This window comes from Streptomyces coryli, from assembly GCF_011044975.1.
GTDB lineage: Bacteria > Actinomycetota > Actinomycetes > Streptomycetales > Streptomycetaceae > Streptomyces > Streptomyces coryli.
The window spans coordinates 14,678-26,366 of sequence record NZ_JAAKZV010000002.1 but is presented as its reverse complement, the minus strand read 5'-3'; the positions used below and the strand labels follow the sequence as shown (position 1 = coordinate 26,366).

Genomic DNA, 11,689 nt, shown 5'->3' with positions numbered 1-11,689 from the left:
TCATGTGCCTCGGCATCCCCGGCCAAGTCCTCGCCACCCGCGAGGAGAACGGCCTGCTCATGGCCACCGTCGACTTCGGCGGCATCCGCCGCGAGGTCTGCCTCGCCTACACCCCGGAGGCCGGCCCCGGCGCGTACGTCATCGTGCACGTCGGCTTCGCGATCGCCGTCGTCGACGAGGCCGAGGCGCAGCGCACCCTGGCCGTCCTGCGCGCCATGACCGGCGCCGTCGAGGGCGAGCTGGGCGAGCCGCTGCCCGGCTGACGGCCGGGCCCGACCGACCCGCGGCGTTCAGGCCGACCGGCCCCCGCCCCGGCACCGGCCAGCCCCTGCGTGCGCTTCCCCCGGCGCCGGACGCTAAAGACGCACACAGACACGTATCCGAGGGGACATCGCCATGACGGAGACCGCGCGCCGGATCAAGCCCGTACACGCGCTGCTGGCGGACGGCAGGACGGTCGAGATCCGCCCGGCCGGACCCGAGGACCACGACCAGGTGCTGTGGCTGTACGAGGAGATGTCCGACGCCAATCTGCGGCTGCGCTTCTTCGCGCCCAGCCACCGCTCCGGCCGGATGGACGCCGACCGCATCTGCCGGCCGCCGCGCCCGGGATTCCGCGCGCTGATCGCGTACTACGACGGCTCGATCGTGGGCGTCGCGGAGTACGAGCGCTCCGGCACCGATCCGACCGCGGCCGAGATCGCGCTCGCCGTCGCCGACGACTTCCATCACCGCGGCGTCGGCACCCTGCTGCTGGAGCACCTGGTGCACGCCGCCCGCGGCGACGGCATCACGGCTTTCACCGCGGACGCACTGAGCGACAACCACGAGGTGCTGAAGGTCTTCGCCGACCTGGGCCTGCACACCGCCCGTCACTTCGAGCACGGTGAAGTCCACTGCACGGTACGGCTGGAGCCGGACGAGCAGTACCTCGCCGCGGTCGACGAGCGCGGCCGCAGCGCCGACACCGCGAGCCTGCGGCCGCTGCTGCGCCCGCGCTCCATCGCCGTCGTCGGCGCCGGCCGCAGCCCCGGCTCGGTGGGCCGCGCGGTGCTCCGCAATCTGCGCCGCGGCGGCTTCACCGGACGGCTGACGGCGGTCAACCCGAAGGTGCACGCCATCGAGCACACCCCCTGCTACCCGTCGGTGGACCGGCTGCCGCAGGCACCCGACCTGGCGGTGCTGGCCGTGCCGGCCGCCGCCGTACCGGAAACGGCCGAACAGTGCGGGCAGGCCGGGGTACGCGCCCTGGTCGTGCTCTCCGCCGGACTCGACGGCAAGCTCGGCCGGGAGCTGCTCACCGTCTGCCGCCGCCACGGCATGCGCCTGGTGGGCCCCAACTGCCTCGGCATCGCCAACGCCGAGACGGCCGTCCACATGGACGCCACCTTCGCCGCGCACCGGGCGCTGCCCGGCACCGCCGGGGTGGCCGTGCAGTCGGGCGGCGTGGGGATCGCGCTGCTGGGCGGGATGACGCGCCTCGGCATCGGGGTGTCGTCGTTCGTATCGCTCGGCGACAAGTACGACGTCAGCGGCAACGACCTGCTGCAGTGGTGGGAATCGGACGGGCACACCGACCTGGCGCTGCTGCACCTGGAGTCCTTCGGCAACCCGCGGGCCTTCTCCCGTACCGCCCGCAGGGTGGCCCGGAAGATGCCGGTGCTCACGGTCGACGCCGGGCGCTCCGCGGCCGGGCGGCGCGCCGCCGCCTCCCACACCGCGGCCGCCGCGACCCGCACCATGACACGGCAGGCCCTGTTCACCCAGGCCGGCGTCATCGCCACCCGCACCGTCGGCGAACTGCTGGACACCGCTGCCCTGTTGCACAGCCGGCCCCTCCCCCAGGGCGGCCGGATCGCGGTCGTCTCCAACGCGGGCGGGGCCGGGGTGCTGGCCGCCGACGCCTGCGTCGAGGCCGGTCTGACCGTGCCCGAACTCCCGGCCATCCTGGCCGACGAGGTACTCGCCCTGCTCCCCGCCGGCGCCACCGCCGCCAACCCCGTCGACACCACCGCAGCCGTCGGCGAAGCCGCCCTGCGCGCCGGTGTCGACCGGCTCGCCGAACACGGCGCGGTGGACGCGGTGCTGGTCGTCCTCGTCCCCACCGCACTGGCCGCGGCGACCGGCGATGATCCGGTACGCGCACTCTCCCTGCGAGCGCCGGATCATCGCTCCCGAACGGTCGTCGCGGTCCTCCCCGACCAGGCCGAATCCGTCCGCCTGCTGCCCTCCGCGGGCGGCACCGTGCCCGCGTATGCCGACCCGCAGTCCGCCGCCCGCGCGCTGGCGCACGCGGCGGGCCGGGCGCGCTGGCTCGCCCAGCCGCCCGGCACCGTCCCGGACGTCGCCGGCACCGACCCCGCCAGGGCCCACGCCGTCGTCGACGCCTTCCTGGAACGGCAGCCGGACGGCGGCTGGCTGGACCCCCGCACCTGCGCCGAGCTCCTCGACTGCTACGGCATTCCCCAGCTGCCGTCGTTCTGGGCCGACACCGAACAGGCCGCCGCCGAAGCGGCGTCACGGCTGACCGGACCGGGCGGGCGGGTGGCGCTCAAGGCGTACTGGCCCGGCCTGGTGCACAAGAGCGAACAGGGCGCGGTCGTCCTCGACCTGCAGGGCCCCGAACAGGTACGCACCGCGTATCGCGATCTCGCCCGGCGCTTCGCCGGCACGATGACGGGCGCACTGGTGCAGCCCATGGCAGGGCGCGGCACCGAGCTGTTCGCCGGCATGGTCGCTGACGAGGTGTTCGGGCCACTGGTCGTCTTCGGCCTCGGCGGCACCGCCACCGAACTGCTTGCCGACCACGCCGCCAGGCTGGCCCCGCTCACCGACCGCGACGTGCACGACCTGATCACCACGCCGCTCTGTGCCCCGCTGCTGTTCGGCTACCGGGGCTCGGGGCCGGTCGATCTCGAAGGTCTCGAGCAGCTGCTGCTACGCCTGTCCGCACTGGCCTGCGACCTCCCGCAGCTCGTCGAGGCCGACTTCAACCCGCTGCTGGCGCGGCCGGACGGCATCGCCGCCCTGGACGTACGCATCCGCGTGCTGCCGCGTCGCCGGCACGACCCGTACCTGCGCCGACTGCGCTGATACCCACGCTGACAAGGAGCACCGCCATGAAGCACCGCAAGATCGGCAATGTGATGACCTCGGATGTCGTCACTGTCCAACTCTCCACCCCCTTCAAAGAGGTGGCCCGGCTGCTGCAGAGCCACGGCATCAGCGGACTGCCGGTGGTGGACGACGACGAGCAGGTCCTCGGCGTGATCTCCGAGACCGACCTGATGCTGCGCCAGGCCGAGCAGCCGGACCCGTACGCGCCGCCGCGCCGCCGGCTGCCGCGGATCACCAGTCGTGCCCGCCGGGCTTACGGCAAGGCGCGCGCGCAGACCGCCGAGCAGCTGATGTCCAAGCCCGCGATCACCGTGCGCCCCGGCGACACCGTCACCCAGGCAGCCCGCACCATGACCGAGCACGGCGTCGAACGGCTGCCGGTGGTCGACGAGGAGAGCCGGCTGATCGGCATCGTCACCCGCCGCGACCTACTGCAGGTCTTCGTCCGCCCGGACGAGGAGATCCGCCAGGAGATCGTCGACGAGGTCCTCGTCCGCGCCCTGTGGGTCATCCCGCAGCTCGTCCGCGTCACGGTCGCCCAAGGCGTCGTCACCTTCGAGGGCGAGCTGGAGCGGCAGAGCGAGGTGGAGATCGCCGAGCAGCTGGCAAAGCGGATCGACGGCGTCATCGGCGTGGTCAACAAGATGACCTATCGACTTGACGACTCGCACATCCCGCCCGTCGAGCCGCCGTACCGAAGCGTCGGCGGCGACTGGATGCTGCACAGGCCGTGAAGCACCCGCAGAAGGGAGAACCGAGATGAACAGCCCACGTGTGCTCGTCGCCTACGGCACCAAGTTCGGCTCCACCGCCGAGATCGCCGACTGGCTCGGGCAGGAACTCGACGCATGCGACGCCACGGCTGCGGTCCGCCCGGCCGCCGAGGTGCGCGACCTGCGCCCCTACGACGCCGTGGTGCTCGGCGCCGGTGTATATGCCGGACGCTGGCAGCGCGACGCCGTCCGCTTCGCCCGCCGGCACCGGACAGCGCTGTCCGAGATGCCGGTGTGGCTGTTCAGCAGCGGCCCGCTCGACGCCACGGCGTCCGAGGGCGACGCTCCCGCCCCGCCGACGGCGACACGTCTCGCCGAACGGCTCGGCGCCCGGGAACACGTCGTCTTCGGCGGCAAGTTGGACGAGACCGCCCGCGGCTGGGTCGCGCGGCAGCTCGTCAAGTCCGGCAAGGGCGGGGACTTCCGCGACCGCGATCAGATCCGCGCCTGGGCGCGGCGCATCGCCGCGGAGCTCGCCCGCGAACCGGCGGCCGGGTAGCGAGGGAGGGGGAACGATGGCCGACTACGACACCACACCGGCGGTCCTCGACCGCGCCGGTCTGGCCGCCCTCGTGCGGGTGCTGGCCGGCCGCGGCCGAACCGTCGTCGGCCCCACCGTGCGCGACGGCGCCATCGTGCTCGCCGAGCTGGACTCCGCCGACCAGCTCCCCTGGGGCTGGGGCACCGAGCTGGAGGCCGGCCGGTACCGGCTGCGCCGCAGGGACGACGAGGCCGGCTTCGCGCACAGCGCCGGTCCGCAGTCGTGGAAGACCTTCCTGCACCCCGCGCGCGAGAGGCAGTGGAGCGCCGACCGGGACCCGGACGGGCAGTTGACCATCGTCCCTGACCGGCCCGAGCAGCCCGCGTACGCGTTCCTCGGCGTCCGGCCGTGCGACCTGCGCGCGATCGCCATCCAGGACCGCGTGCTGGCCGGCGGCCATTTCGCCGATGACGGCTACCGGACGCGGCGCTCCGGCGCCTTCCTGATCGCGCTCGAGTGCACCGAGCCGGGCGGCACCTGCTTCTGCGTGTCGATGGGGTCGGGTCCTGGCGTCGAGGCGGGTTACGACCTCGCGCTCACGGAGGTGCTGGACGACGACGGCCATCGCTTCCTGATCCGGGCCGGGAGCCCGGAGGGTGCCGAGGTACTCGCCGAGCTGAGCACCGACCGAGCCGACGAAGCGACGGTCACCACGGCCCGTACCACCGTCGCGGCGGCGGCCGAGCACATGGGCCGCGCGATGCCGCCCATGGATCTGCGCGCCCTCATGGGCGACAGCCTCGACGCCGAGCGCTGGGACGACGTCGCCGCCCGCTGTCTGTCCTGCGGCAACTGCACGCTGGTCTGCCCCACGTGCTTCTGCACCACCACCGAGGAGATCACCGACCTCACCGGCGACCACGCCGAGCGGTGGCAGAGCTGGGACACCTGCTTCGACCTGGATTTCTCGCTGCTGCACGGCGGCCCGGTGCGCTCCTCGACGCGCAGCCGCTACCGGCAGTGGCTCACCCACAAACTCGGCACCTGGCACGAGCAGTTCGGCAGCTCCGGCTGTGTGGGCTGCGGCCGGTGCCTGGTCTGGTGCCCCGTAGGCATCGACATCACCGAGGAAGTCGCGGCACTCGCCGAGGAGGCCACATCATGATCAAGACAACCACCAGCCTGCTCGGCACGCTCGATCCGCAGAGCCGTGACCGGCTGCTGACCACCGCGAAGGAAGTGAGCTTCGGCGCCGGCGACCGCATCTTCAGCGAAGGGCAGCGCGCCGACCGCTTCTGGATCATCCGCACCGGCTCCATCGTCCTCGACCTGCACGTCCCCGGCCGCCGCTCGGCCACCATCGAGACCCTCGGCTCCGGCGATCTGGTCGGCTGGTCCTGGCTGTTCCCGCCCTACCAGTGGCACCTGGGCGCCGAAGCGCAGAGCCCGGTGCGGGCGCTGGAGTTCGACGCCACCGTGATACGGGCCCTGTGCGAGGCCGACCCGGTGCTCGGGCGGGCGGTGGCCCGCCGGGTCGCCGAGATCATCGGCCACCGGCTGGTCTCCGCCCGCACCCGGCTGCTCGACCTCTACGGACCGTACGGCAGCGGGCCAGGATCATGACCGAGGTGCCGGTGCCGTATCAGGTGGTGCGGCGCAGCCAGGAGACCACCGACACCACGACGCTGGTCGTGGAGCCGGTGGCCCGGGCGCTGCCGCCGTTCCGGCCCGGCCAGTTCGCGATGATCTACGCCTTCGGCGTCGGGGAGATCCCGGTGTCGGTGAGCGGCATCCTGGATCACCGGCACCGGCTGGCGCATACGGTGCGCGCGGTGGGCGCGGTGTCCGCTGCCGTGTGCGCGGCCGCGGAGGGGCAGGAGCTGGGCCTGCGCGGGCCGTTCGGCACCGGGTGGGAGCTGGAGCGGGCGGCCGGCGGCGACGTGCTCGTGGTCGCGGGCGGCATCGGCCTCGCGCCGCTGCGCCCGCTGATCCGCGCGGCGCTCGCCGGCGCCGGCCGCTACCGGCGCCTGAACCTCCTGGCCGGCGCCCGCACACCCGACGACCTCTTGTACGCCGATGAGCTGCGCTGTCTCGCGGACGCCGCGCCCGCGCACGTTGCCGTCACCGTCGACCGGCCGGGACACGGCTGGCTCGGCTCGGTGGGGATGGTCACGCAGCTGCTGAACCGGGCCGACTTCGCGCCCGGGGAGACCACGGCTTTCGTCTGCGGGCCCGAGGCGATGATCCGCGCCACCGCGCGCGACCTGCGGCACCGGGGCGTGCCGGCCGACCGCATCCGGGTGTCGCTGGAGCGCAACATGCGCTGCGCCACCGGTCATTGCGGCCACTGCCAGCTCGGGCCGCTGCTGCTGTGCCGGGACGGGCCGGTCGCCGGTTACGACCGGGTGGCACCGCTGCTCGCCGTAAGGGAGCTGTGACATGACACCGAAGCTCGCCGTCTTCAAGCTGGCCTCCTGCGACGGCTGCCAGCTCACCCTGCTCGACTGCGAGGACGAACTCCTCACGCTGGCGGGCAAGGTGGACATCGCGCACTTCCTGGAGGCGTCGAGCGCGGTCGGGCCGGGCCCGTACGACCTCACGCTGGTCGAAGGCTCGGTCACCACCGCCGCGGACGCCGAGCGCATCCGGCGCATCCGCGCCGAGTCGAAGCACCTGGTCACCATCGGGGCGTGTGCGACCGCGGGCGGCATCCAGGCGCTGCGCAACTTCGCCGACGTCGCCGAATTCCGCTCCGTGGTCTATGCGCGCCCCGACTACATCGACACCCTCGCCACCTCGACGCCGGTATCGGCGCACGTGGATGTGGACTTCGAGCTGCGCGGCTGCCCGATCGACCGCGGCCAGCTGCTCGAAGTGATCACCGCCTTCCTGGCCGGGCGCAAGCCGCAGATCCCGGACCACAGCGTGTGCTTCGCCTGCAAGCAGCGCGGCACCGTGTGCGTCACCGTCGCCCACGGCACCCCCTGCCTCGGCCCGGTCACGCACGCCGGCTGCGGCGCGATCTGCCCGGCGTACGGGCGCGGCTGCTACGGCTGCTTCGGGCCGGCGGGGACGGTCAATCTGCCCGCGCTCATCCCGCTGCTGCGCCGCGACGGCATGGACGACCGCGATACGGAGCGGTTCCTGCGCACCTTCAACGCCACCGCGTTCGCGAAGGAGGCCGGCTCGTGACCCACCGCGGATCCCGCGTCCTGCACGTCGGCTCCCTCGCCCGGGTCGAGGGAGAGGGGGCGCTGCACCTGCGCGTCCACGAGCAGAAGGTCGAGGAGGCCCGGCTGCAGATCTATGAACCGCCGCGCTTCTTCGAGGCGTTCCTGCGCGGCCGGGCCCACACCGAGCCGCCGGACATCACCGCCCGGGTGTGCGGCATCTGCCCGGTCGCGTACCAGATGAGCGCCTGCGCGGCGCTGGAGGACGCCTGCGGTGTCACGGTCGGCGGGCAACTGGCGGCGCTGCGCAGGCTGCTGTACTGCGGCGAGTGGATCGAGAGCCACGCCCTGCACATCTATCTGCTGCACGCCCCGGACTTCCTGGGCGCCGCGAGCGCCATCGAACTCGCCCGCTCGCACCGGAATGTGGTCGAGCGCGGGCTGCGGCTCAAGCAGGCCGGCAATGCCCTGATGGAACTGCTCGGCGGCCGCGCCATCCACCCGGTCAACGTCCGCCTCGGCGGCTTCTACCGGGTGCCCACGCGGGCCGAGCTGCGGCCGCTCGCCGAACAGCTGCGGCACGCCCGTGACGACGCGTGGGAGACCGTCCGCTGGGTGGCCGGCTTCGACTTTCCGGAGGCGGAGGTCGAGGTGCCGCTGCTGGCGCTGGCCGAGCCCGGCCGGTACGCCATCGACGGCGGCACCCCCACCCTTCTCGCCGGTGAGCGGCTGCGCCAGTTCCCGGTGCACGCCTTCACGGCCGAGGTCGTGGAGCACCAAGTCCCGCACTCCACCGCCCTGCACGCCTCGATCGACGGCTCGCCGTATCTGACGGGGCCGCTCGCCCGTTACACGCTCAGCGGCCGCTGGCTGTCCCCGCTTGCCCGCCGCGCCGCACTCGAGGCCGGTCTTGGCGATCCGTGGGAGGGGGTGGCCTGCCGCAATCCCTTCCGTTCGGTCGTGGTGCGCGCCGTGGAGACGCTGTACGCCGTGGACGAGGCGCTGCGCATCATCGAGGCGTACGAGCCGCCCGCCGCGGCCCACCTGGACGTACCACCACGCGCGGGCACCGGCCACGGCGCCACCGAGGCGCCCCGCGGCGTGCTCTACCACCGCTACCGGCTCACCGCGGACGGCACCGTCGCCGACGCCCGCCTCGTCCCCCCGACCGCGCAGAACCAGGCGGCCATCGAACTCGACCTGCGCCGCCTGGTGCAGCGGGAACTGGACGCCGGCGACCCGGGCGACGCGGCCCTGACCGCGCTGTGCGAGCGCGCCATCCGCAACCACGACCCGTGCATCTCCTGTTCCACCCATTTCCTCGACCTCACGGTCGAGCGCACCTGAGGAGTCCGCCATGACCGAGCCCGCCCTCCACACTGTGAGCGACGTGATGACCCACACCGTCATCGCCGTCGGGCAGGACGCGCAGTTCAAGGAGATCGTCAGGACCCTGGAGGAGTGGAAGGTCAGCGCCGTACCGGTGGTGGCCGGCGAGGGCCGGGTCATCGGCGTCGTCTCCGAGGCCGACCTGCTGCCCAAGGAGGAGTTCCGCGACGGCGACCCGACCCGGTTCGAGCAACTGCGGCGCCTGAACGACCTGGTGAAGGCCGGCGGCGTGACCGCCGGTGAGGTGATGACGTCCCCCGCGATCTGCATCCACGCCGACGCCATCCTCGCCGAGGCCGCCCGCACCATGGCGCTGAAGCGGGTCAAGCGGCTGCCGGTGATCGATGCCCAGGGCATGCTGGCCGGCATCATCAGCCGCAGCGACCTGCTGAAGGTCTTCCTGCGTCCGGACGACGACCTCGCCGAAGAGATACGCCGCGACGTCGTCGAGGTCCTCTTCCCCGGCGACCCGCCGCCGGTCGAGGCCCGGGTGGCGGAGGGCATCGTCACCTTCACCGGCGACGTCCGCAACACCTCCCTCGTACCGGTCGCGTCCCGGCTCGCCCGGTCCGTCGAGGGGATCGTGGACATCCGCTGGGACGTCACCCGCCCCGCCGCGCCGGAGGCCGCGGATCGGTGAAGTATCTCGACGAATACCGCGACCCGGCCCTGGCCCGCCGCCTGCTCGACCAGCTGCACGCCACCGCCACCCGGCCCTGGCGGCTGATGGAGGTGTGCGGCGGCCAGACCCACACCCTGGTCCGTCAGGGCATCGACGAGCTGCTGCCCGCCGGGATACGCATGATCCACGGCCCCGGCTGCCCGGTGTGCGTCACGCCGCTGGAGACCCTGGACCAGGCGATGGCCATCGCGGGCAGGCCCGAGGTGACGTTCGCCAGCTTCGGCGACATGCTGCGCGTCCCCGGCTCGCGTACGGACCTGCTGTCACTGCGCGCCCGCGGTGCCGACGTGCGCGCCGTCTACACCCCGATGGACGCGGTGCGGCTGGCCGCCGAACACCCGGACCGGCAGGTGGTCTTCCTCGCCGTCGGCTTCGAGACCACCGCCCCGGCCAACGCCATGGCCGTGCTGCAGGCCGACCGCCTCGGCCTTGAGAACTTCTCGCTGCTCGTCAGCCATGTCCTCGTGCCACCCGCCATGACCGCGCTGCTGGACGACCCGGACTGCGAGGTGCAGGCCTTCCTCGCGGCCGGTCACGTCTGCACGGTGATGGGCTGGACCGAATACGAGCCGATCGCCGCCCGCTACCGGGTGCCGATCGTCGTCACCGGCTTCGAGCCGCTCGACCTCCTCGAAGGCATCCTGATGGCGGTCCAGCAGCTCGAGTCCGGCCGCGCCGCGGTGGAGAACCAGTACGTGCGCGCCGTCCACCGCTCCGGCAACACCACGGCCCAGCAGGTCATCGGCACCGTCTTCCGCATCACCGGCCGCGCCTGGCGCGGCATCGGCGAGCTGCCCGCCAGCGGCCTCGAACTCAGCCCCCGCTACGCGCACTTCGACGCGGCCCGCCGCTTCGATACGGCCGGGCTGCACACGGCCGAGGACCCCGACTGCATCGCCGGCGCCATCCTCACCGGGGCCAAGCTGCCCACCGACTGCACCGCGTACGGCATCCGCTGCACGCCGCGCCACCCGCTCGGCGCCCCCATGGTGTCCACCGAGGGCACCTGCGCCGCCTTCCACGCCGCCGGCCGGACCAGGAGCCCGACATGACCGCCTGCCCCGTCCCGTACGAAGAGACCGACCGCATCCTGCTCGGCCACGGCGCCGGCGGCCGGCTGACCGCCGAGCTCCTCGACGCCCTCGTGCTGCCCGCGCTCGGCGGCCCGGAAGGACCGCTGGAGGACGCCGCGCTGCTGCCCGGCCACCCCGACCTGCTGATGAGCACCGACTCCTTCGTCGTCAGCCCGCTGTTCTTCCCCGGCGGGGACATCGGCAGCCTCGCCGTCCACGGCACCGTCAACGACCTCGCCATGCGCGGCGCGCAGCCGGTCGCGCTCGCCGCGACGCTGATCATCGAGGAGGGCCTGCCGACCGCCGAACTCCGCGCCGTCCTCGACTCCTTCGGCAAGGCGGCCCGCGAGGCGGGGGTGCCGGTCATCACCGGCGACACGAAGGTCGTCGGCCGCGGCGCCGCCGACAAGCTCTTCATCACCACCACCGGCATCGGCCATCGCACCGGCGGCCTGCACCCCTCGGCCGCCGCGGCGCATCCCGGCGATGTCGTGCTGCTGTCAGGACCCATCGGCCTGCACGGAACCGCCGTGCTCTCCACCCGCGAAGGGCTCGGCTTCGAGGGCGACATCGCGTCCGACTCCCGGCCGCTGCACCATCTCGTACGCGCCCTGGCCCCGATCGGCGCGCACGTCCACACCCTCCGCGACCCCACCCGCGGCGGCGTGGCGGCAGCCCTCAACGAGATCGCCCGCGATTCCCGGGTCGCCGTCGAGATCGACGAGGCGGCCGTGCCGGTGCCCGCCCCGGTCGCCGGCGCCTGCGAGATCCTCGGCCTCGACCCGCTGCACGTCGCCAACGAGGGCTGCTTCCTCGCCTGCGTCTCCGCGACCGCGGCGGAGTCCGCGCTGACGGAGCTTCGCTCGCTTCCCGAGGGGGCGGCCGCGGTGCGCATCGGAGAGGTCCAGGCCGCCCCGGCCGGCCGCGTGGTCATGCGCACCCTGGTCGGCGCCCGCCGCATGGTCGACATGCCGCTCGGGGAGCAACTCCCCCGGATCTGCTGA

12 protein-coding genes are annotated in these 11,689 nt (G+C 73.3%); all 12 read left to right on the top strand.

Annotated elements, in window-relative coordinates:
• Positions 1 to 2: 2 nt before the first annotated feature.
• The 12 genes from G5C51_RS00900 to hypE all read left to right on the top strand — a co-directional run bounded on the left by G5C51_RS00900 (position 3) and on the right by hypE (position 11,689).
• A complete protein-coding gene (locus G5C51_RS00900) occupies positions 3 to 263 on the top strand; it encodes a HypC/HybG/HupF family hydrogenase formation chaperone (protein WP_165229848.1) in 261 nt (86 codons plus the stop codon).
• A gap of 133 nt (positions 264 to 396) precedes the next feature.
• Positions 397 to 3,093, top strand: a complete 2,697-nt coding sequence (locus tag G5C51_RS00895) for a bifunctional acetate--CoA ligase family protein/GNAT family N-acetyltransferase (RefSeq protein WP_165229845.1) — start codon at positions 397 to 399, stop codon at positions 3,091 to 3,093.
• Positions 3,094 to 3,119: 26 nt separating this feature from the next.
• Complete coding sequence (locus tag G5C51_RS00890; RefSeq protein WP_165229842.1) at positions 3,120 to 3,851, top strand: CBS domain-containing protein; 732 nt, start codon at positions 3,120 to 3,122, stop codon at positions 3,849 to 3,851.
• A gap of 25 nt (positions 3,852 to 3,876) precedes the next feature.
• The gene (locus tag G5C51_RS00885) at positions 3,877 to 4,389 is read left to right on the top strand and encodes a flavodoxin domain-containing protein (RefSeq protein ID WP_165229839.1); all 513 of its coding nucleotides are present in this window, start codon (positions 3,877 to 3,879) and stop codon (positions 4,387 to 4,389) included.
• 16 nt (positions 4,390 to 4,405) lie between these two features.
• Complete coding sequence (locus G5C51_RS00880) at positions 4,406 to 5,536, top strand: 4Fe-4S dicluster domain-containing protein (RefSeq protein WP_165229836.1); 1,131 nt, start codon at positions 4,406 to 4,408, stop codon at positions 5,534 to 5,536.
• Positions 5,533 to 5,994 (top strand): Crp/Fnr family transcriptional regulator, encoded by a 462-nt coding sequence (locus G5C51_RS00875; RefSeq protein WP_165229833.1) that lies wholly within the window; start codon positions 5,533 to 5,535, stop codon positions 5,992 to 5,994. Before G5C51_RS00880 ends, G5C51_RS00875 begins: the two co-directional genes overlap by 4 nt.
• The gene (locus G5C51_RS00870) at positions 5,991 to 6,809 is read left to right on the top strand and encodes an FAD/NAD(P)-binding protein (RefSeq protein WP_165229830.1); all 819 of its coding nucleotides are present in this window, start codon (positions 5,991 to 5,993) and stop codon (positions 6,807 to 6,809) included. Before G5C51_RS00875 ends, G5C51_RS00870 begins: the two co-directional genes overlap by 4 nt.
• 1 nt (position 6,810) lies before the next feature.
• On the top strand, positions 6,811 to 7,563 hold the full coding sequence (locus tag G5C51_RS00865) for an NADH-quinone oxidoreductase subunit B family protein (RefSeq protein WP_165229827.1): 753 nt from the start codon (positions 6,811 to 6,813) through the stop codon (positions 7,561 to 7,563).
• Entirely contained in the window at positions 7,560 to 8,888 is a 1,329-nt protein-coding gene (locus G5C51_RS00860; protein ID WP_165229824.1) for a nickel-dependent hydrogenase large subunit, read from the top strand. The genes G5C51_RS00865 and G5C51_RS00860 overlap by 4 nt, the downstream gene beginning before the upstream one ends.
• A 10-nt stretch (positions 8,889 to 8,898) precedes the next feature.
• Positions 8,899 to 9,570 carry a CBS domain-containing protein gene (locus G5C51_RS00855; RefSeq protein WP_240929291.1) on the top strand — a complete coding sequence of 224 codons (672 nt, stop codon included), beginning with the start codon at positions 8,899 to 8,901 and terminating at the stop codon, positions 9,568 to 9,570.
• Positions 9,567 to 10,664, top strand: coding sequence for a hydrogenase formation protein HypD (gene hypD, locus G5C51_RS00850; RefSeq protein ID WP_165229821.1), 1,098 nt, complete (start codon positions 9,567 to 9,569; stop codon positions 10,662 to 10,664). Before G5C51_RS00855 ends, hypD begins: the two co-directional genes overlap by 4 nt.
• Positions 10,661 to 11,689 (top strand): hydrogenase expression/formation protein HypE, encoded by a 1,029-nt coding sequence (gene hypE / locus G5C51_RS00845; RefSeq protein WP_165229818.1) that lies wholly within the window; start codon positions 10,661 to 10,663, stop codon positions 11,687 to 11,689. The genes hypD and hypE overlap by 4 nt, the downstream gene beginning before the upstream one ends.